Raw genomic sequence first — 19,583 nt, 5'->3', positions numbered from 1 at the left:
CCTGTCGCGATGCCGGTCGGCGCGGGCCGCACGGCGCCCTGAAGGCTGGTCCAGGATGAAACGGGAATCAGACCGGCAGGCCCATCGCCATGGTCGCCTTGGTCGACAACACCGTCAGGGTGACGATCAGGCACAGCGAAAGCGCGGCGACGGCGAGCGAAGCCGCGACCGCATGGGTGAGCCGGGAAGACGCGACGGTAGCGGATGGGCTCTGAAACCCCGCTGTGCCGGACGCCCGCATCATGGTCTAAATCCTTCAACACGCGAGCGAATCACCCGCGACTTTCCAGAATTTCCCAGTTTCAACCGGCAATATTGCGGCGGCGACCGCGCGGAAAGTGGCGGGATTGCGGCAGAGGCGGCCCTTATGCCCGCTATTCGCCGGAGCGGACGCGCCTCAGGCGCTCGCGGCGATGCTGGCGGGGTCGTCGATGTCGGCCGGGCGCCAGTCCATGGTCACGAAGCCGGGCGCGGCTTCGACGCGTTTGAGCCAGTCCCGGATCGCCGGGAAGGCCTGGAGGTCGAAGTCGCAGCGGTCGGCGAGGTGGGTGTAGCCGTACAGCGCGATGTCGGCGACCGTGAGCTGGCGCGCGGCGAAATAGGAATTGGTCTTGAGGTGATTCTCCATCACCTGGAGCGCGCCATAGCCGCGCTCCATCCAGTCCTCCAGCGAATGGGTCTGCAGGTCGCGGCCGCCCTTGACCAGCGACAGCCAGAAATAGGCCGCGCCGATGTTCGGCTCGAGCGCGTGCTGCTCGAAGAACATCCATTGCAGCGCCTCGGCGCGGTCGATGCGGTTTTCCGGCGCGAGCGGCGTGCCGACGGCAACGTACCAGAGGATGGCGTTGGACTCGGCGAGATAGCGGTCCTCGCCGACCTCGAGCAGCGGCACCTGCCCCGACGGGTTCTTGGACAGGAAATCCGGCGTGCGGCTCTCGCCGCGCAGAATGTCCACCTCCACCGCTTCGTAAGGCAGGTTGAGCAGCGCCAGCGCAAGGCGGACCTTGTAGCTGTTGCCCGAGCGTTGCATCGAATAGAGCTTGTACATTCTGGCGTTCGAAATCCGAGGACGAGAAGACGCGGCGCCCGTTGCCCCGCGAGGCGGTTAAACAATGATGCCGATGCGAATCCGCCGCAAGTGCCGGCCGATAGAAAAACTCGAAAACCCTACCGCACTGCAATGGAGGGGAAGATCATTTTCGCGACGATGCAGTTCAGTTCACATGTACGTCAATCTGCGGACACATCGCTCTACGTAGGCTACCGCATAGACGATCGAGATTAGGACGCCAGTGTTTCCGCATCGTCATGGCCGGGCTTGACCCGGCCATCCACGTCTCACTTGCCGCACGAAGAACGTGGATGCCCGGGACAAGCCCGGGCATGACGACGAGCGGTTTCCTGGAGACGTGCACCATCCAGAATTGCTCCGAGGACAGGCCTTGTCGGATATGAGCAATTCCGGAGGCAATGTTACGGAATATTGCGGGAAACCGCGCCTCGCAGCGCTCCAAATCGTAAACTTTTCCGGGATCTGGCCGAAGTTTCTTGCGGCCCAGCGGCACACGTTTTAGGGTGGCTCATTCCCACAATTGGAGTCGTGAGGCGAAGGGCTTCACGACGCTCGCCAGGAGATGATGATGTCCTTCCTTGCCGCTGCGCTCGACCGTGTAAAGCCGTCCGCGACCATCGCGGTCACGGATAAAGCACGCGCGCTGAAAGCGGCGGGCCGCAACGTCATCGGCCTCGGTGCTGGCGAGCCCGACTTCGACACGCCCGCCAACATCAAGCTGGCGGCGATCCGCGCCATCGAGGCCGGCAAGACCAAGTACACGGCGGTCGACGGCATTCCCGAGCTGAAGGAAGCCATCATCGCGAAATTTCAGCGCGAGAACGGCGTCGCCTACAAGCCGAACCAGATCATCGTCGGCACCGGCGGCAAGCAGGTGCTCTACAACGCGTTGATGGCGACCATCAATCCGGGCGACGAGGTGATCATTCCCGCGCCCTATTGGGTCAGCTATCCCGAGATGGTCGCGCTCGCGGGCGGCGAGCCGGTGCCGGTGGTCTGCACCGCCGCGACCGGCTTCAAGCTCCAGGCCGAGGCGCTCGAGCGCGCGATCACGCCGAAGACCAAATGGGTCATCCTGTGCTCGCCGTCGAACCCGACCGGAGCTGCCTACACGCGTTCGGAGCTGAAAGCGCTCACCGACGTGCTGGTGAAGCATCCCCACGTCTGGGTGATGACCGACGACATGTACGAGCATCTCGTCTATGACGACTTCCAGTTCACCACGGTCGCGCAGGTCGAGCCGAAACTCTACGACCGCACGCTCACCGTGAACGGCGTCTCGAAGGCCTATTGCATGACCGGCTGGCGCATCGGCTACGCCGGCGGTCCCGCGCAGCTCATCAAGGCGATGTCGACGATCCAGTCGCAGTCGACCTCGAACCCGTCGTCGATCGCACAATGGGCCGCGGTCGAGGCGCTGAACGGTCCGCAGGACTTTATCCCGGCCAACAACAAGGTGTTCAAGGAGCGGCGCGACCTCGTGGTGTCCATGCTCAATCAGGCCAAGGGAATCGAGTGCCCGCGTCCCGAAGGCGCGTTCTACGTCTATCCGTCCTGCGCCGGCACGATCGGCAAGACCGCGCCGTCGGGCAAGGTGATCGCCAATGACGAGGACTTCGTCACCGAGCTCCTGGAGACCGAAGGCGTCGCCGTGGTGCAGGGGTCGGCCTTCGGCCTTGGACCGGCGTTCCGCATATCCTACGCGACCAAGACCTCGGACCTCGAAGACGCCTGCAAGCGCATCCAGCGCTTCTGCGGCAATCTGCGGTAAGACGGTCGCGACAAGAATCGGAAAGGCCCGCTTCGGCGGGCCTTTTTTGTTGTTTTTCGATAAGAGGAGTCGGATGGACTTTTTGTTTCTGGTCGGCGTTGTGCCCGGCCCCTCACCCGGATCACATCTGCGATGTGATCCGACCTTTCCCGCGGAAGAGCGGGGAGAAGTTGAGCAAGGCCGGCGACGTTGCATTGTGAGGGACGCACGGCTCTCTCACTCCCTCGCCCCGTTCTTACGGGGAGAGGGTGGGGTGAGGGGTCTCTCCGCAAGTTCGATTCTAAACGCGCGCGAGCTGGCACGGCCGCGGCTCTTGTGGCATAGACCCGCAACACGGGTGGGGCGCTCTCTCTGCTCGCATCACACTTTTCGCCGGAGACATTCATGCGCCGTTCGTTCCTCTTCGCCGGACTCACCGCTGCCAGCCTCATCGCGTCCGTCGTGAACACCGGCGCGCAGCAGCGGATGGCGCGGGTCGGCGTGCTCGAATGCCGCGGCGGCGCCAGCGTCGGCTTCATCGTGGGATCGGTGACTCATCTCGGCTGCGTGCTGCGCGCCGACGGCTTGCCCGACGACCGCTACGTCGCGACCATCCGTAAAGTGGGCCTCGACATCGGCATCACCCAGGAGACGGCTTTGGCCTGGGGCGTGTTCGCGCCGGTCGACCGGCTCGGCCCCGGCGACCTCTCCGGCAATTACGTCGGCGCGCAGGGCAGCGCCTCCGTCGGTGTCGGCTTGGGGGGCAACGTGCTGGTCGGCGGCTCCAACAATTCGATCGCGCTGCAGCCGCTGAGCGTGCAGGGCCAGGTCGGCCTCAACATCGCCGCCGGCCTCGAGAGCCTGGAACTCCGTCCGGGCCGTTGACACTTCTGCGTGTGATCGCGCCGCGCGAAGCGGCGCGATTTTGCTGACGACGCACCGCAGCGACGTTTGATGCTTGCCAAATCTCGGGGAGGGGCAGAGCATCGGCGTTTGCCGACCCAATCACGGGCCGAGCTCCACACCAAGGAGGCGGCGAAATGGGACAAGACGTCAGAAGTCCCCGAGGTCCACGGTGCATCGCGCTGGTGGGCCCTTTCCAAAGCGGTAAAACCACACTTCTGGAAGCAATATTGGCGCGAACGGGTGCAATCCCGCGCGCCGGCAGCGTCGATGCCGGAACGTCCGTCGGCGACGCCACGCCCGAGGCCCGTCATCACAAAATGACCGTCGGCCTCACTGCCGCCACAAAGAGTTTCATGGGCGACAGCTACACTTTCCTCGATTGTCCCGGTTCCGTCGAGTTTGCCCACGACATGCGCGCCGCGTTGCCGGCGGTAGACGCCGCAATCGTGGTCTGCGAGGCCGACGAGAAGAAGCTGCCGCAGCTTCAGATCATCCTGCGCGAGCTGGAAGAGCTGAAGATTCCGCGTTTCCTATTCCTCAACAAGATCGACCGCGCCAGCCAGCGCATCCGTGAGACGCTGGCGATGCTGCAGCCCGCCTCGCGCGTGCCGCTGGTGTTGCGCCAGATCCCGATCTGGAAGGGCGAGCTGATCGAGGGCTTCGTCGATCTCGCACTGGAGCGCGCCTTCATCTATCGCGAGCACAAGGCCTCCGAGGTGATCGCGCTCGAAGGCGGCAATCTCGATCGCGAGAAGGAAGCCCGCTTCTCGATGCTGGAGAAGCTCGCCGACCACGACGATGCGCTGATGGAGCAGCTGCTCGAGGACATCCAGCCGCCGCGCGATGCCGTCTTCGACGATCTCGCCCGCGAATTGCGGGAAGGGCTGATTTGCCCGGTGCTGCTGGGCGCCGCCGTGCGCGAAAACGGCGTGTTGCGCCTGATGAAGGCGTTGCGTCACGAGGCGCCCGGCGTTGCGGAGACCGCAAAACGTCTTGGCGTATCCGAGACCAAGGACGCCCTCGGCTATGTCTTCAAGACGCTGCATTCGCAGCACGGCGGAAAGTTGTCGCTGACGCGGCTGCTCGCCGGCCATCTCGACGACGGCGCCACGCTGCAATCCTCATCCGGCGGTGCCGGGCGCATCTCCGGCATCCTCGCCGTCAACGGCGCCTACGACACCAAGCGCGCCTCGGCCGAAGCCGGCGAGACCGTGGCCCTCGCCAAGCTTGATCCGGTCAAGACCGGTGACACGGTTTCGAGCGGCAAGACGGCGCCCGCGGCATTGATCACGATCGAGCCGACGCCGCCGGTGCTCGCGATCTCGGTCGCGGCCACCGACCGCAAGGACGACGTCAAGCTCGGCCAGGCGCTGACGCGCCTGCATGAGGAGGATCCCTCGCTCATGATCGTGCAGAACGCCAAGACTCACGACACTGTGCTGTGGGGCCAGGGCGAGATGCATCTGCGCGTCGCCAGCGAGCGCTTGCGCGACCGCTTCGGCGTCAAGATCACCTCGCATCCGCCTGCGATCGGCTATCAGGAGACCATCCGCAAGCCGATCACCCAGCGCGGCCGTCACAAGAAGCAGTCCGGCGGCCACGGCCAGTTCGGCGATGTCGTGCTCGACATCACGCCGCTGCCGCGCGGCGACGGCTTCAAGTTCGCCGAGAAGGTGGTGGGCGGCGCGGTGCCGCGCAACTACATCCCGGCGGTGGAGGAGGGCGTCGTCGATGGATTGGCGCGCGGTCCGCTCGGCTTCCCCGTCACCGACGTGCAGGTGACGCTGACCGACGGCTCCTATCACAGCGTCGATAGCTCCGATCTCGCCTTCCGCACGGCCGCGCGGGTCGGGCTCAACGAAGGCCTGCCGCAATGCCAGCCGGTGCTGCTGGAGCCGATCCACATGGTCGAGATCGTCTGCCCGACCGACGCCACCGCCAAGATCAACGCGATCCTGTCGGCGCGGCGCGGCCAGATTCTCGGCTTTGACACCCGTGAGGGCTGGACCGGCTGGGACTGTGTCCGTGCCATGATGCCGGAAGCGGAGATCGGCGAGCTGATCGTGGAGCTGCGCTCGGCCACCGCCGGCGCCGGCAGCTTCACGCGCCAGTTCGACCACATGGCCGAAGTCACCGGCCGCGCCGCCGACCAGATCATCGCCGCACATCAGCACGCGGCGTGATCGGTTAGGAAGGCACCGCTCTCTCGCTCCCTCTCCCCGTTCTTACGGGAGAGGGAGGGGTGAGGGGCTGTATCTACACGTGCGGCGTTTCACGGAGGCCGCGCTCTCCCCACGCGTCATTGCGAGCGAAGCGAAGCAATCCAGGATCCCTCCACGACCGGTGGCTCGCAATGAGGGAGGAGATGACGAGGCCTCCCCCCTTGCACATGCGTGCAGTTGATGTATTTTACATCGTTGTATATGTTCCAGATATCACTTATAACTGCTCGTAAGTGAGGCCAAGGTGATCACCTCGTTCCAGATGCGGGCAGCCCGCGCGTTGCTCGGCATCGACCAGAAAACCCTGGCCGAGCTCGCCGGCGTGTCGCTGCCGACCATCCAGCGGATGGAGGCCTCCACCGGCAATGTTCGTGGCGTGGTCGAGACCTTGATCAAGGTGGTCGAGGCGTTCGACCGGGCCGGCGTCGAGTTGATCGGCGAGCAGGCCCGCAGCGACAGCGGCGGACGTGGCGTTCGCTTGAAGGAGCCGGGGCCGCCGCGCCGTGTCGGAGCATGATCGCGCGTTGATCGTGCCCGGGATCAAGATGGGCTAGCGCATCGTCGCACCTTAGGACGCACGATGCTTCGGAGCATTGTGGGGCCAGCGGAGCACCTTGCTGACATGAGCATCACGAGCGATCAGGCAGGACGGCTGCACCAGCTGCGTCAGCCGACCTTTGCCGAACTGTATCTGCCGAAGCTCGTCACCGTCTTTCGCGAAGGCTACGGCCTCGCGGATTTCCGCGCCGACGTCTTCGCAGGCCTCACGGTCGCGATCGTCGCGCTGCCGCTGTCGATGGCGATCGCGATTGCCTCGGGCGTGACGCCGGACCGCGGCCTCTACACCGCCGTCGCCGGCGGCTTCATCGCCTCCTTGCTCGGCGGCAGCCGGTTCCAGATCGGCGGCCCTGCCGGTGCGTTCATCGTTCTGGTCGCGGCGACTGCGGAGCGGCATGGCGTCGACGGAGTCATCCTCGCCACCATGATGGCGGGCCTGTTCCTGATCGGCGCAGGGCTGCTCAGGGTCGGCACCTACATCAAGTTCATTCCCTATCCTGTCACCGTCGGCTTCACCGCCGGCATCGCCGTCATCATCTTTGCCAGCCAGCTCCGCGATCTCTCCGGCATCACGCTCGCGGGCAAGGAGCCCAGCGAGTTCGTGCCCAAGCTCGTCGCGCTCGCCGGCGGCCTCAACACGATCAATCCGTCCGCCGTCGCGGTCGCCCTCGTCAGCATCGGCATTATCGCCGCCTTGCGCCGCTGGCGGCCGTCCTGGCCCGGGATCCTGATCGCGGTCGTGTTTGCAGCCGTCGCCAGCGCGGTGCTGTCGTTGCCGGTCGAGACCATCGGCTCGCGCTTCGGCGGCATCCCGCGCGAATTGCCATCGCCGGCGCTGCCCGCGTTCTCACTGGAAAAGGCAAGGGCGGTGCTGCCGGATGCGATCGCGTTCGCGCTGCTGGCGGCGATCGAATCGCTGCTGTCGGCGGTGGTGGCCGACGGCATGACCGGCCGCCGTCATCGCTCCAATTGCGAGCTGGTGGCGCAAGGCGCGGCCAATATCGGCTCGGCGCTGTTCGGCGGCATCTGCGTCACCGGGCTGATCGCACGCACCGCGACCAACATCCGCGCCGGCGCGCGCGGGCCGCTCGCGGGCATGCTGCATTCGGTGTTCCTGCTGCTGTTCATGCTGGTCGCGGCGCCGCTTGCAAGCTACATCCCTCTGGCCGCGCTCGCCGCGGTGCTGGTGGTGGTGGCCTGGACCATGGCGGAGAAGCATGAATTCGCAACTCTGCTGCGCTCGTCATGGGGCGATGCCGTGGTGCTGCTCGCGACCTTCCTGCTCACGATCTTCCGCGATCTCACCGAGGGCATCCTGGTCGGCTTCGCGCTGGGCGCGGTGCTGTTCATCCATCGCATGGCGGAGATGACGGGCATCGAGGAGCGGACGCCACTGGTTGCGGATGATCGCCCCGACGACGGCAACGGCGACCGCGTGCGTTACGATCCCGCGCTTGCGGTCGACCGCGACGTGCTGGTCTATCGCATCACCGGCGCGTTCTTCTTCGGCGCGGCCTCGGCGATCGGCGGCGTGCTCGACGGCATTGCCGACCGGCGCAAGGCCTTCGTGGTCGATTTCGCCGCGGTGCCATTCCTGGATTCGACCGCGGCCAACGTGATCGGCCGCGTCGCCGCCAAGGCGCACCGCCAGGGCATCAGGCTGTTCATCACCGGGGCCTCGCCCGCGGTCCGCCGCGCGCTGCTCACCCATGGCGTCACGCCGCCGCGCGCGCGCTATCGCACGAGCCTCGAGCGCGCCATCGCCGACATCAAGGGCCGGGCCGCCGACGAGACCGCTGCGAGCTGACCGCGCGCGCTTGACAGAGCGGGCGCGACGCGAAATGGATCGCCTCGGAAACGACCCGAGGGAAAGATGACCGCGCCCAAGCCCCCTGCAGCCTGTCTGATCGGATGGCCGGCCGCGCATTCGCGCTCGCCGCTGATCCACCATCACTGGCTGCGCACGCTCGGCATCGAGGGCGGCTATGTCATCGAGGCGGTGCCGCCCGAGGATTTGCGCGATTTCGTGCTGCGGCTGTCGCTGCGCGGCTTCGTCGGTGCCAACGTCACCATCCCGCACAAGGAAGCCGTTCTGGCGCTGTCGACGCCCGACGCGCGCGCCAGGACGGTCGGCGCCGCGAACACGCTGTGGTTCGCCGACGGCGAGCTGCGCTCAACCAACACCGATGTCGAAGGCTTCATCAACAATCTCGACGCCAGCGCGCCCGGCTGGGACATGGCCGAGGCGGCGCTGGTGCTGGGCGCCGGCGGCTCCTCGCGCGCGGTCGTGTTCGGCCTGCTGGAGCGCGGCATCAGCTGCGTGCATGTCGCCAATCGCTCCATGGCGCGGGCCGAGACGCTGGCACAACAGTTCGGATCGAACGTGCATCCGTTGCCGTGGGACGCGATCGGCGACGTGCTGCCGCGCGCAAAGCTTCTCGTGAACACGACCTCGCTCGGCATGCATGGCCAGCCTTCACTCGACGTCGACCTCGCGCGCCTGCCGCAAGATGCCGTCGTCGCCGACCTCGTCTACGTTCCCCTGGTGACGCCGCTGCTCGCCGCGGCGACGGCGCGCGGCCTGAAGACCGCCGATGGGCTCGGCATGCTGCTGCATCAGGCGGTGCGCGGCTTCGAGCTGTGGTTCGGGCGGCGGCCCGAGGTCACCGCCGAGCTGCGCGCATTGGTCGAGGCCGATCTCACGAAGTCTTGAGAGGGGCGCGGCGAATAGCACACCATCTCTGGAGTTCTACGTCGTGGGACAATCGGAGACCGTCATGCCTGTTCAACGTGCAACTTTCATACGCCCCCTGATCGCCGTCGCGATGGTGGTCGTCTCGACCTACTGCGCCTTCGCGCAGAGAGCGCCGGTGCCGACGCGCGTGCGCGGCACCATCGAAAGCGTCAATGGCGACACCATGCAGGTCAAGTCGCGCAGCGGTGAAGAGGTCAAGCTTCGCCTCGCCTCCGACGTGAACGTGTCGGGCGTCACGAAGATTTCACTCGCCGACATCAAGCCGGGCTCGTTCATCGGCGCCACCACCGTGCCGGGACCGGATGGCAGCCAGAACGCCGTCGAGGTGCACGTGTTTCCGGAAAGCATGCGCGGCACCGGCGAAGGCTCGCGACCCTGGGACCTCAAGCCCAACTCCAGCATGACCAATGCGACCGTCGCGGAGAGCGTCGTCGGCAATGACGGTCACACGCTGCTGGTCAAGTACAAGGACGGCGAGAAGAAGGTGTTCGTCGCCGACGACACGCCGGTCGTGACCTTCGTGCCCGGCGACAAATCCGAGCTGAAGCCCGGCGCCAAGGTCATCGCCTTCATGAAGCAATTGCCCGACGGCTCGTTCGAGACCAACCGCGTCAGCGTCGGCCGAGACGGCCTGACGCCGCCGATGTGAGGGGCTGTGAGACGCGCACCTGCCGCCTGAAATGCCGCCGTCGTCCCGGACAAGCGTCAGCGCAGGTCCGGGACCCATAACCACAGGGAAAAGTTGTTGCGCGAAGCAGGCCACTCCGAGTCCCCATAGCCACACCCGCCTGTGGCTATGGGTCCCGGATCGGCGCGCGCTTTGGGCGCGCTTGTCCGGGACGACAGTGATTATTGCTGCGGCATCCCGGCAGACGCACTCACACCGCAATCACGTGATCGTCGATCTCGTCCACCCGGTTGACGCCGCACAGGCCCATCGTGGTGAGCAGCTCCTTCTGGATGATGTCGATCGCCTTGGCGACGCCGGCCTGGCCGCCGGCACCGAGGCCATAGGCATAGGCGCGGCCGATCATGCACGACTTTGCGCCGAGCGCCAGCGCGCGCATCACGTCCTGGCCGGAGCGGATGCCGCCGTCGAACATGATCTCCATCCTGTCGCCCACCGCGTCCGCGATCTCGGGCAGGACCTCGATCGAGGACGGCGCGCCGTCGAGCTGGCGGCCGCCGTGGTTGGAGACCACCAGCGCCTGCGCGCCGGTCTTGGCGGCTTCCTCGGCGTCCTCGACGTCGAGGATGCCCTTAATGATCAGCTTGCCCGGCCAGATGCTGCGGACCCACTCGACGTCCTTCCAATTCAAGGAGGTGTCGAACTGCGAGGCCGTCCATTCGGCGAGGCGGTTGAGATCTTCAGTGTTCTTCACGTGGCCGGCGATATTGCCGAAGGTGCGGCGCTTGCCCTGCAGCACGCCGGAGACCCAGGCGGGCTTGCTGGCGAAGTCCAGCAGCTTCGACAGCGACCATTCCGGTGGCACCGTCATGCCGTTCTTGATGTCGGCATGGCGCTGGCCGATCACCTGCAGGTCGACCGTGAGCACCAGCGCGCTGCACTTGGCGGCCATCGCGCGCTGGATCAATTCCTTGATGAAGCCGCGGTCCTTCATGACGTAGAGCTGGAACCAGAACGGCTTCTCGACACTGGCGGCGATGTCCTCGATTGAACAGATCGACATCGTCGATTGCGTGAACGGGATGCCGGCGGCCTGCGCGGCGCGGCAGGCGTGGATCTCGCCGTCGCCGTGCTGCATGCCGAGCAGGCCGACCGGCGCGAGGATCAGCGGCATCGTCGACGGCTCGCCGAGGATCGTGGTCGAGGTGTCGCGCTTGGAGACGTCGACCAGGATGCGCTGGCGGAACTTGATCGCCTGCATGTCCTCGCGGTTGGCGCGCAGCGTCTCCTCGGCGTAGGAGCCGCGGTCGCAATAGTCGAAGAATGCCTTCGGCACGCGGCGCCGATGCAGCGTGCGAAGATCGTCGATACAGGTAATATGCTTCATGTCGTTTCCCCGGCCCGTCACGTATCAAACAGTCTTGCATCGGAAGATTTCGGGGTCATCTAGCATGGTTGGATGCACAGCCAAATCGTTTGCAGAACGTTTTGGAAGGAGAGTGCCAAGGAGAGCGCCATGACGAAGCCGCACGCAGGACCTTCGCCGGAAGAGATCAAGGAGAAGCATGATCTCGAGGAGGCGCTGGAAGAAGGACTTGAGGAGACCTTCCCGGGCTCCGATCCCGTCAATGTCACCCAGCCGGCGCCGAGCCGCGCGGACGGCCATGTGAAGCGCTCGGATTAAGGCGAGTTCCACCGCTTTTCGCTGGTCACGCCGGAATTGCAATGTTAACAATGTGTTATCGGGGGCGGTCGCGGCGCCGGTTCCGTAATGATTCATCATATTTTTTGAAGCCAAGTTAGCCGCGATAGCTTTATAAGACCTCGGCAAATCAGGGATGCGGGTCCCGTTGGGGCAGCCCGTGGTTGTAGAGGGGAGTCCCTGGTTGCTGCTTGGGGGACGATATGAGCCGCAAATATTTCGGGACGGACGGGATTAGGGGCCGCGCCAACGGACTGATCACGCCGGAGCTCGCGCTCAAGGTCGGCCAGGCCGCGGGCCTTGCGTTTCAGCGCGGCGACCATCGCCACCGCGTCGTGATCGGCAAGGACACCCGTTTGTCCGGCTACATGATCGAATACGCCATGGTCGCAGGCTTCACCTCGGTCGGTATGGACGTGCTGCTGGTCGGCCCGATGCCGACGCCGGCGGTCGCGATGCTGACCAAGTCGATGCGCGCCGATCTCGGCGTGATGATCTCGGCCTCGCACAATCTGTTCGAGGACAACGGCATCAAGCTGTTCGGCCCGCAGGGCTTCAAGCTCTCCGACGATGTCGAGCGGCAGATCGAGCAGCTGCTCGACGAATCCCTCGACAAGCGGCTCGCCCAGAGCGCGAGCCTCGGCCGCGCCCGCCGCATCGACGGCGTGCATGACCGCTACATCGAATTCGCCAAGCGCACGCTGCCGCGCGACCTTTCGCTCGAGGGCCTGCGCGTCGTGATCGATTGCGCCAACGGCGCCGCCTACAAGGTGGTGCCCGAGGCGCTGTGGGAATTGGGCGCCGACGTGGTGCCGATCGGCGTCGAGCCCGACGGCTTCAACATCAACAAGGATTGCGGCTCGACCTCGCCGGAGGCGCTGTCGAAGAAGGTGCGCGAGATGCGCGCCGACATCGGCATTGCGCTGGACGGCGACGCCGATCGCGTCATCCTGGTCGACGAGCGCGGCCATGTCGTCGACGGCGACCAGCTGCTCGCGGTGATCGCGCAGAGCTGGAAGGAGGACGGACGCCTTTCGCGTCCCGGCATCGTCGCCACCGTGATGTCCAATCTCGGGCTGGAGCGCTTCCTGCAAGGGCAGGGCCTCGAGCTCGTGCGCACGCCGGTCGGCGACCGCTACGTGCTCGAGCAGATGCTGAACGGCGGCTACAATCTCGGCGGCGAGCAGTCCGGCCACATCATCCTGTCCGACTACGCCACGACCGGCGACGGTTTTGTCGCCGCATTGCAGGTGCTCGCCGTGGTGCAGAAGCTGCGCCGCCCGGTGTCCGAGGTCTGCCACCGCTTCGATCCGCTGCCGCAGATCCTCAAGAACGTCCGCCACAAGGGCGGCAAGCCGCTCGATGATTCCGACGTCAAGTCGGCGATCTCCGACGGCGAGAAGCGCCTCAACGGCCACGGCCGCCTCTTGATCCGCTCCTCCGGCACCGAGCCCGTGATCCGCGTCATGGGCGAAGGCGAGGACCGTCACCTCGTCGAGGACGTCGTCGACACCATTGTTTCGGCATTGGGGCAGGCCGCGGCTTGAGTCCTTCCTTCTCCCCTTGCGGGAGAAGGTGGCGCGAAGCGCCGGATGAGGGGTTCTATCCGCTCGCAACACAGCTCGTGAGGATAGAAACCCCTCACCCGTCTCGCCGCTAATGCGGCGAGCCACCCTCTCCCACAAGGGGAGAGGGTAAGAGGCGCATCCCAGCCATTTGCGATTGACGCTGGTCCCACCGTCGCTTGCGTCGTAATCAGCACCTCGCGGCAATCTGCCGCGCCGGATTGCCGCCTTGAACAAGCCTGTCGTCGTCTCAGAGGAAACGCTGACCGAGCCCGTCGTCGTCGCCGAATTGGCGCCGGCCGCCGCCAAGGGGCCGGCCTATATCGTGCTCGCCGGCATCAGCGTCTCGCACTTCCTCAACGACACCATGCAGTCGCTGATCGCCTCGGTGTACCCGATCCTGAAGGACGCCTACGCGCTCGACTTCGCGCAGATCGGCATGATCACGCTGGCATTCCAGTTCACGGCCTCGCTGCTGCAGCCGGTGGTCGGGCACTACACCGACAAGAAGGCGCAGCCCTATTCGCTCGCGGTCGGCATGGCCTCGACCTTCTTCGGCCTGCTGCTGCTTAGCGTCGCGCACCAATATCTCGTCATCCTCGTCGCCGCCGCGCTGGTCGGCCTCGGCTCGGCGGTGTTTCACCCGGAATCGGCGCGCATCGCGCGGCTCGCCTCGGGCGGACGCTACGGCTTTGCGCAATCGGTGTTCCAGCTCGGCGGCAGCTTCGGCACCTCGATGGGGCCGGTGCTCGCCGCGTTGATCGTGGTGCCGTTCGGGCAGGGCAGCATCGCCTGGTTCTCCTCGATCGCGTTTCTCGCCATCCTGATTCTCTGGCGCATCGGGCGCTGGTACGCGCCGCAGATCGCGACGAAGAAAGCGGCGCCCGTCCACACCCAGCCCGGTGCGCCGAGCTCGCGCCGTGTCGCGGTAGCGCTCGCAGTGCTCGTCGTGCTGTTGTTCTCCAAGCAGCTCTACGTCTCGAGCCTGTCGAGCTATTACATCTTCTACCTGATCGACCGTTTCGGCGTCTCGACGCAGGCAGCCCAGATCTATCTCTTCGTCTTTCTCGCGGCGAACGCCGTGGGTGCGTTTCTCGGCGGTCCGCTGGGCGACCGCTTCGGCCGCAAGATCGTGATCTGGATCTCGATCCTCGGCGCGCTGCCGTTCACGCTGGCGCTGCCCTATGCCGGGCTCGTTGCGAGCGCGGTGCTCAGCGTCGCCATCGGCCTGATCATCTCCTCGACGACGTCGTCGATCATCGTGTTTGCGCAGGAGCTGGTGCCGCACCGCTTCGGCATGATCTCCGGCGTGTTCTTCGGCGTCGCCTTCGGCATCGGGGGCCTGGGCGCGGCCGTGCTCGGCAAGCTCGCCGACCACACCTCGATCGAGTTCGTCTACCAGGTCTGCGCCTGGCTGCCGGCGATCGGGCTGCTCGCGGTGTTCCTGCCCAAGCTGCCGCGAAACGCGCGTTAACGCATCCTCTCTTGCCGCGTTGCGGCTTCACACATCGTTAGGGAATGCGGCGCCGATGTCGCATTTGGCGCGGCATTTTTGCAACGCTCGCACGGCGCGCGCGTGTAGGGTGAGAAAAAATCAACCTTAAAAATTAGGGTTAAGTGGCGCTTAAACATTTGCTGGCATCGTCCCCCCGTGAGTTTCCAGAACGTGAGGCGCTCGTATTCAGCCTCACCGGCCATAAGGACGAAGCCAATGCGTAGCGTTAAGTCTCTCCTTGCCGCGGGTGCGGCAACCCTGATCTCGTCGATGGCGTTCGCCGCCGATATGCCGATCGCCGCCCCCCCTCCGATGTACGCGCCGCCGGCTCCGCCCGCCGACTTCGGCGGCTGGTATCTGCGCGGCGACATCGGCATGACCAACCAGAGCGCGAAGCGCATCGAGAGCGCCCTGCCGGCCGGGTACTCGAAGACGACGGAAGGCCTCGGCTTCGACTCCTCGCCGCTGTTCGGCCTCGGCGTCGGCTATCGCTTCAACAACTGGTTCCGCGCCGACGTCATCGGCCAGTACCGGGGCAAGGCCAATTTGCACGGTAGCGACAATGTCGTGGGACCCGGCTTCGTCGGCGTCAACAACTACAGCGGCAGCAAGTCCGAGTGGCTCGTGATGGCCAACGCCTATGTCGACCTCGGCACCTGGTGGTGCGTCACTCCGTTCATCGGCGCGGGCGTCGGCGGCTCCTACAACAAGCTCAGCGGCTTCCGCGACGACGGCGTGTCCTACAGCCCGCTGCTCAACAACAGCGTCGCCTACTTTGCCGACAACGGAAAGTGGAACCTCGCCTGGGCCGCTCACGCCGGTCTTGCCTACAAGGTCAATCCCGGCTTCACCGTCGAACTGGCCTACAGCTACATGAACCTCGGCGATGCCGCGCCCGGCAACTACCGTTTGTTCGACAACAGCGCTTCCGGCCCGACCTCGATCAAGGTCAGGGACATCACCTCGCACGACGTCAAGCTCGGCGTGCGCTGGGATCTCAACAGCCCGCCGGCCTACGTGCCGCCGCCGCTGGTCACCAAGGGCTGATCGCAACCTGATCGGTTAGGACTCCTTAACGGCGCGGGATCATCCCGCGCCGTTTTGCTTTGCGTATTTTTCATGGCGAGGTGCGGCGAAGGCGCCTGGCGCAACCATTGGTTAAGGTTAACAGGCGATGATCATCGCAACAGTTCGAGTCCGATGGAGCGTGGTGATGCGTAGGCTGGTGTTGGCAGCGGCGATGTTGGGGACGGTGTCTGCCGCGCAAGCGGCCGACATGCCGGACCTGCCCGTGCTGCGCGGCGGCTTCGCCGACGGTCTGTCGAAGACCTCCGTGAATTGGAATGGCTTCTATGTCGGCGGTCATGGCGGTTATACCGCAGATGCCACGGATTTCAGCCAGAGCGTGGTCGGACTGACCAACTACATCTTTCGCGACAGCGTACTCCAGGGGCCGACCTCAACGTGGTCGCTGCTGAACAAGACTAACACTCAAAGCACCAATTTCGGTGGCTTCGTCGGCCGCAACTGGCAATGGTATGATGCCGTTGTCAGTCTCGAGGGCACTTACAGCTACTTCAACGATATGGCGACATTGACGTCGGGAACCAACTCGCTCGTCATCGTCAACCCGCCTGGTGAGGTGCGGGCGCCCGGCGTCACCAACAACTATGCCGTCACGCTGACGGGTGCCGCGGCGGCACAGGTCAAGGACATGGTGACGCTCCGCGGCCGCGTGGGTTGGGACGGCGGCAGCTTCATGCCTTATGCCTTCATGGGCGCTGCCGTCGGGCGAATGGACGTGTCGCGCACCGTGACCAGCAGCGTCTCGATGCGACAGGACACGACGACGACGGATTTCTTCGGCAACACCACGACGATACTTGGAACGTGGGGCCCGGTTCCTGCGCAGTCGGGCACGCAAGGTCAGCACAGGACCAACACGTACGCAGTGGGTTGGACCGCCGGCCTCGGGCTCGAATACTGCGTTTGGGACGGCTTGTTCGCCCGCATCGAATACGAATATGTGAGATTCTCGCCCGTCATGAACACGCAGGTGACGTTGAACAACGCGCGCCTCGGCGTCGGCTACAAGTTCTGAGCCGTCCGCTTCCTGTTGACAGCTGCGCTTCGTCCTGATGCTCTCTCGTTCCGAAAGCGGGGCGGCAGCGATGAAGATCTACGGCGACAGCAATTCCGGCAATTGTCTCAAGGTGAAGTGGGTCTGCGACAAGCTCGCTGTGCCCTACCAGTGGATCGAGATCGACACCCGCAAGGGCGAGACGCGCACGCCGCAATTCCTGAAGATGAACGGCGCCGGCCAGGTGCCGACCGTCGCATTCGACGACGGCCGTACGCTGGCGCAGTCCAACGCCATCATCCGCTATGTCGCCCGCGACAGCGTGCTGGTTCCGCGCGACGCCTTCACGGCGGCCAAGATGGACGAATGGCTGTTCTGGGAGCAGTACAGCCACGAGCCTTATATCGCCGTGTGCCGCTTCCTCATGGTCTATCTCGGCAAGGATGCCTCCGAGCTCGATCCTGAAAAGGTCAAGCGCGGCTATGCGGCGCTCGACCGCATGGAGCAGCATCTCGCCGCCAGCCGCTTGTTCGCCGGCGAGGAGGTGTCGCTCGCCGACGTGTCGCTGCTCGCCTATACGCGCCTCGCGCATGAAGGTGGCTTCGACCTCGGCCGTTATGCCTCCGTCCGCCGCTGGATCGGCGACGTCGAAGCGTTTCTCGGCCTTCCGCCGGCGCGCTGAGGTGCGGAGTCGCCTGACATGAATGCCGAAGCCGTCTCTATCCGTCCCGCGCGCCGCGAGGACGTCGTCGCGATCGTGGCGATGCTCGCCGACGATCATCTCGGCCGCGCGCGCGAGCGCGTGGAGGATCCGTTGCCGTCCTCCTATTACGACGCATTCGCGCGGATCGCGCGCGATCCGAATCTGACGCTGGTGGTTGCCGAGAGTGAGGGCAGGGTGGTCGGCTGCCTGCAACTCGCGATTCTGCCGGGCCTGAGCTCGCAGGGCGGATCCCGCGGACTGCTCGAGGACGTTCGCGTTGCCACCGAGTGTCGCAGCCGCGGCATCGGCGAGCAATTGGTGCAATGGGCCGTGACGGAAGCAAAGGCGCGCGGCTGCAATCTGGTCGAGTTGCTCACGCATCAGACGCGCGTCGATGCGCAGCGCTTCTACAAGCGGCTCGGCTTCACGGCGAGTCACGTCGGCATGACTGTCCGCTTTTGAGGCAGCGCGACGCGAGCGCTGCGCAGCCGGCGAAAAGCGGGCTTTTCATTCGGTCGTGTTAAGAGCCGGTAAACTACCGCTCCGTCGTTCACATTGATGAAGGAACGAAGGGTGCTACGGGGGCATCTGACACCGGGCTCGCTCGGTTCGGGACATTTCGATGACAAGCTATTCGATGATCAAGGTCGGCAACGACTACGTCGTGCAGGCCAATGACAAATGCATTTTGAAGGTCGGAAGCCGCCGCAAGGCGGCGCAATTGATCAGCGATGCCACGGACTTGCTGAACGCGCTCACTGTTGTCGAATCCCCTGATATTGCACCGGAAGCGCCATCACTGGCGCGTGAGGCCCCGGAACTTCCTTGACGGACCTTCCCGATTCCCGTATCAGCCGCGGCGGGACACCTCCCCCCAACGGGAGGCTTACTATCTGGAAGGGTAGATCATGACTGTAGCGAAGCCCGCTTCGCGGCCGACCGTGCCGCATTTCTCCTCCGGCCCCTGCGCCAAGCGCCCCGGCTGGAACGCCCAAAATCTCAAGGACGCAGCTCTCGGCCGCTCGCATCGCGCGAAGATCGGCAAGGCCAAGCTCAAGCTCGCGATCGACCTGACGCGCGAAGTGCTCGAGGTCCCCGCCGATTACCGCATTGGCATCGTGCCGGCCTCCGATACTGGCGCGGTCGAGATGGCGCTGTGGTCGCTGCTTGGCGCACGGCCGGTCACCACGCTCGCCTGGGAATCCTTCGGCGAGGGCTGGGTCAGCGACATCGTCAAGGAATTGAAGCTCAAGGACGTCACCAAGCTCAATGCGGGCTACGGTGAGATCCCCGATCTGTCGAAGGTCGATCCCAAGAGCGACGTCGTCTTCACCTGGAACGGCACCACGTCGGGCGTGCGCGTTCCGAACGCGGACTGGATCAGCGCGAGCCGCGAAGGCCTGACCATCTGCGATGCGACCTCCGCCGCATTTGCGCAGCCGCTCGACTGGGCCAAGCTCGACGTCGTCACCTTCTCCTGGCAGAAGGCGCTCGGCGGCGAGGCCGCGCATGGCATGCTGATCCTGTCGCCCCGCGCGGTGGAGCGGCTCGAGACCTACAAGCCGGCCTGGCCGCTGCCGAAGATCTTCCGCATGACCAAGGGCGGCAAGCTCAACGAAGGCATCTTCGTCGGCGAGACCATCAACACGCCGTCGATGCTCTGCGTCGAGGATTATCTCGATGCGCTGAACTGGGCCAAGTCGATCGGCGGTCTCAAGGCGCTGATCGCGCGCGCCGACGCCAACACCAAGGTGCTGGCGGACTGGAAGGCGAAGACGCCCTGGATCGACTTCCTCGCCAAGGACGCATCGATCCGCTCCAACACCTCGGTGTGCCTGAAGTTCACCGATCCCGCGATCACCTCGCTCTCCGAGGACGCGCAGGCGGAGTTCAGCAAGAAGCTGGTGGCCCTCGTCGAGAAGGAAGGCGCGGGCTACGACTTCGCCTATTACCGCGACGCGCCGGCCGGCCTGCGCATCTGGTGCGGCGCCACGGTGGAAGCAAAGGACGTCGAGCTGCTGACGCAGTGGATCGACTGGGCCTTCGCCGAGACCAAGGCCACGCTCGCGAAGGCGGCGTAAGCAAACCTAATCCTCGTCATGGCCGGGCTTGACCCGGCCATCCATCAATCAAGAGAGATGGATCCG

The 19,583-nt window shown here is 65.2% G+C and carries 19 protein-coding genes; 16 read left to right on the top strand and 3 right to left on the bottom strand.

Annotated elements, in window-relative coordinates:
• Window positions 1-67: 67 nt before the first annotated feature.
• Together I6F09_RS24070 and I6F09_RS24065 are read right to left on the bottom strand one after the other, a co-directional pair.
• A complete protein-coding gene (locus I6F09_RS24070) occupies window positions 68-244 on the bottom strand; it encodes a hypothetical protein (RefSeq protein WP_162832045.1) in 177 nt (58 codons plus the stop codon).
• A 153-nt stretch (window positions 245-397) separates the two neighbouring features.
• Window positions 398-1,048 (bottom strand): glutathione S-transferase family protein, encoded by a 651-nt coding sequence (locus I6F09_RS24065; RefSeq protein ID WP_025032208.1) that lies wholly within the window; start codon window positions 1,046-1,048, stop codon window positions 398-400.
• Between the two features lie 592 nt (window positions 1,049-1,640).
• Between I6F09_RS24065 and I6F09_RS24060 the strand changes: the two genes are divergently transcribed.
• The 7 genes from I6F09_RS24060 (at window position 1,641) to I6F09_RS24030 (ending at window position 9,912) form a co-directional block, all read left to right on the top strand.
• Window positions 1,641-2,843 carry a pyridoxal phosphate-dependent aminotransferase gene (locus I6F09_RS24060; RefSeq protein WP_036009490.1) on the top strand — a complete coding sequence of 401 codons (1,203 nt, stop codon included), beginning with the start codon at window positions 1,641-1,643 and terminating at the stop codon, window positions 2,841-2,843.
• 384 nt (window positions 2,844-3,227) lie between these two features.
• Window positions 3,228-3,707, top strand: a complete 480-nt coding sequence (locus I6F09_RS24055) for a DUF992 domain-containing protein (RefSeq protein ID WP_036009480.1) — start codon at window positions 3,228-3,230, stop codon at window positions 3,705-3,707.
• Window positions 3,708-3,862: 155 nt separating this feature from the next.
• A complete protein-coding gene (locus tag I6F09_RS24050) occupies window positions 3,863-5,911 on the top strand; it encodes an elongation factor G (protein ID WP_225189189.1) in 2,049 nt (682 codons plus the stop codon).
• 283 nt (window positions 5,912-6,194) lie between these two features.
• On the top strand, window positions 6,195-6,467 hold the full coding sequence (locus I6F09_RS24045) for a helix-turn-helix transcriptional regulator (RefSeq protein WP_008566993.1): 273 nt from the start codon (window positions 6,195-6,197) through the stop codon (window positions 6,465-6,467).
• 105 nt (window positions 6,468-6,572) lie between these two features.
• On the top strand, window positions 6,573-8,315 hold the full coding sequence (locus tag I6F09_RS24040; RefSeq protein WP_225189188.1) for a SulP family inorganic anion transporter: 1,743 nt from the start codon (window positions 6,573-6,575) through the stop codon (window positions 8,313-8,315).
• Window positions 8,316-8,381: 66 nt separating this feature from the next.
• Window positions 8,382-9,221 carry a shikimate dehydrogenase gene (locus I6F09_RS24035; RefSeq protein WP_225158104.1) on the top strand — a complete coding sequence of 280 codons (840 nt, stop codon included), beginning with the start codon at window positions 8,382-8,384 and terminating at the stop codon, window positions 9,219-9,221.
• A 64-nt stretch (window positions 9,222-9,285) separates the two neighbouring features.
• Entirely contained in the window at window positions 9,286-9,912 is a 627-nt protein-coding gene (locus tag I6F09_RS24030; RefSeq protein ID WP_225189187.1) for a hypothetical protein, read from the top strand.
• A gap of 229 nt (window positions 9,913-10,141) precedes the next feature.
• Here I6F09_RS24030 and I6F09_RS24025 read toward each other — a convergent pair whose 3' ends face one another.
• Window positions 10,142-11,278 carry an alpha-hydroxy acid oxidase gene (locus tag I6F09_RS24025; RefSeq protein ID WP_036009502.1) on the bottom strand — a complete coding sequence of 379 codons (1,137 nt, stop codon included), beginning with the start codon at window positions 11,276-11,278 and terminating at the stop codon, window positions 10,142-10,144.
• A 129-nt stretch (window positions 11,279-11,407) separates the two neighbouring features.
• On the opposite strand from I6F09_RS24025, the gene I6F09_RS24020 reads away from it, so the two are divergent.
• From I6F09_RS24020 to I6F09_RS23980, 9 genes are all read left to right on the top strand, one after another.
• Window positions 11,408-11,575 carry a hypothetical protein gene (locus tag I6F09_RS24020; RefSeq protein ID WP_167361667.1) on the top strand — a complete coding sequence of 56 codons (168 nt, stop codon included), beginning with the start codon at window positions 11,408-11,410 and terminating at the stop codon, window positions 11,573-11,575.
• A 221-nt stretch (window positions 11,576-11,796) separates the two neighbouring features.
• Complete coding sequence (gene glmM / locus I6F09_RS24015) at window positions 11,797-13,140, top strand: phosphoglucosamine mutase (RefSeq protein ID WP_036009507.1); 1,344 nt, start codon at window positions 11,797-11,799, stop codon at window positions 13,138-13,140.
• A gap of 247 nt (window positions 13,141-13,387) precedes the next feature.
• Window positions 13,388-14,632, top strand: a complete 1,245-nt coding sequence (locus I6F09_RS24010) for an MFS transporter (RefSeq protein ID WP_275945382.1) — start codon at window positions 13,388-13,390, stop codon at window positions 14,630-14,632.
• A gap of 237 nt (window positions 14,633-14,869) precedes the next feature.
• Entirely contained in the window at window positions 14,870-15,700 is an 831-nt protein-coding gene (locus tag I6F09_RS24005; RefSeq protein ID WP_036009511.1) for an outer membrane beta-barrel protein, read from the top strand.
• Window positions 15,701-15,866: 166 nt separating this feature from the next.
• The gene (locus tag I6F09_RS24000; RefSeq protein ID WP_225189186.1) at window positions 15,867-16,754 is read left to right on the top strand and encodes an outer membrane beta-barrel protein; all 888 of its coding nucleotides are present in this window, start codon (window positions 15,867-15,869) and stop codon (window positions 16,752-16,754) included.
• A 70-nt stretch (window positions 16,755-16,824) separates the two neighbouring features.
• Window positions 16,825-17,415: a glutathione S-transferase family protein gene (locus I6F09_RS23995; protein ID WP_036009513.1), complete on the top strand. Its 591-nt coding sequence runs from the start codon at window positions 16,825-16,827 to the stop codon at window positions 17,413-17,415.
• Between the two features lie 18 nt (window positions 17,416-17,433).
• Entirely contained in the window at window positions 17,434-17,898 is a 465-nt protein-coding gene (locus tag I6F09_RS23990) for a GNAT family N-acetyltransferase (RefSeq protein WP_109145289.1), read from the top strand.
• A 160-nt stretch (window positions 17,899-18,058) separates the two neighbouring features.
• Window positions 18,059-18,265, top strand: a complete 207-nt coding sequence (locus I6F09_RS23985; RefSeq protein WP_036009515.1) for a hypothetical protein — start codon at window positions 18,059-18,061, stop codon at window positions 18,263-18,265.
• 79 nt (window positions 18,266-18,344) lie between these two features.
• Window positions 18,345-19,517 carry a phosphoserine transaminase gene (locus I6F09_RS23980; protein ID WP_225114088.1) on the top strand — a complete coding sequence of 391 codons (1,173 nt, stop codon included), beginning with the start codon at window positions 18,345-18,347 and terminating at the stop codon, window positions 19,515-19,517.
• Window positions 19,518-19,583: the final 66 nt, after the last annotated feature.

This window comes from Bradyrhizobium sp. IC3195, from assembly GCF_020193585.1.
Classification (GTDB): domain Bacteria; phylum Pseudomonadota; class Alphaproteobacteria; order Rhizobiales; family Xanthobacteraceae; genus Bradyrhizobium; species Bradyrhizobium yuanmingense.
The sequence above is the reverse complement of the archived record's forward strand: the minus strand, read 5'-3'. Positions and strand labels throughout refer to the sequence as shown.

Coding starts and splice junctions, on each gene's coding strand:
- I6F09_RS24070 (WP_162832045.1), bottom strand. CDS start 244: ATGATGCGGGCGTCCGGCACAGCGGGGTTTCAGAGCCCATCCGCTACC.
- I6F09_RS24065 (WP_025032208.1), bottom strand. CDS start 1,048: ATGTACAAGCTCTATTCGATGCAACGCTCGGGCAACAGCTACAAGGTC.
- I6F09_RS24060 (WP_036009490.1), top strand. CDS start 1,641: ATGTCCTTCCTTGCCGCTGCGCTCGACCGTGTAAAGCCGTCCGCGACC.
- I6F09_RS24055 (WP_036009480.1), top strand. CDS start 3,228: ATGCGCCGTTCGTTCCTCTTCGCCGGACTCACCGCTGCCAGCCTCATC.
- I6F09_RS24050 (WP_225189189.1), top strand. CDS start 3,863: ATGGGACAAGACGTCAGAAGTCCCCGAGGTCCACGGTGCATCGCGCTG.
- I6F09_RS24040 (WP_225189188.1), top strand. CDS start 6,573: ATGAGCATCACGAGCGATCAGGCAGGACGGCTGCACCAGCTGCGTCAG.
- I6F09_RS24035 (WP_225158104.1), top strand. CDS start 8,382: ATGACCGCGCCCAAGCCCCCTGCAGCCTGTCTGATCGGATGGCCGGCC.
- I6F09_RS24030 (WP_225189187.1), top strand. CDS start 9,286: ATGCCTGTTCAACGTGCAACTTTCATACGCCCCCTGATCGCCGTCGCG.
- I6F09_RS24025 (WP_036009502.1), bottom strand. CDS start 11,278: ATGAAGCATATTACCTGTATCGACGATCTTCGCACGCTGCATCGGCGC.
- I6F09_RS24020 (WP_167361667.1), top strand. CDS start 11,408: ATGACGAAGCCGCACGCAGGACCTTCGCCGGAAGAGATCAAGGAGAAG.
- glmM (WP_036009507.1), top strand. CDS start 11,797: ATGAGCCGCAAATATTTCGGGACGGACGGGATTAGGGGCCGCGCCAAC.
- I6F09_RS24005 (WP_036009511.1), top strand. CDS start 14,870: ATGCGTAGCGTTAAGTCTCTCCTTGCCGCGGGTGCGGCAACCCTGATC.
- I6F09_RS24000 (WP_225189186.1), top strand. CDS start 15,867: ATGCGTAGGCTGGTGTTGGCAGCGGCGATGTTGGGGACGGTGTCTGCC.
- I6F09_RS23995 (WP_036009513.1), top strand. CDS start 16,825: ATGAAGATCTACGGCGACAGCAATTCCGGCAATTGTCTCAAGGTGAAG.
- I6F09_RS23990 (WP_109145289.1), top strand. CDS start 17,434: ATGAATGCCGAAGCCGTCTCTATCCGTCCCGCGCGCCGCGAGGACGTC.
- I6F09_RS23985 (WP_036009515.1), top strand. CDS start 18,059: ATGACAAGCTATTCGATGATCAAGGTCGGCAACGACTACGTCGTGCAG.
- I6F09_RS23980 (WP_225114088.1), top strand. CDS start 18,345: ATGACTGTAGCGAAGCCCGCTTCGCGGCCGACCGTGCCGCATTTCTCC.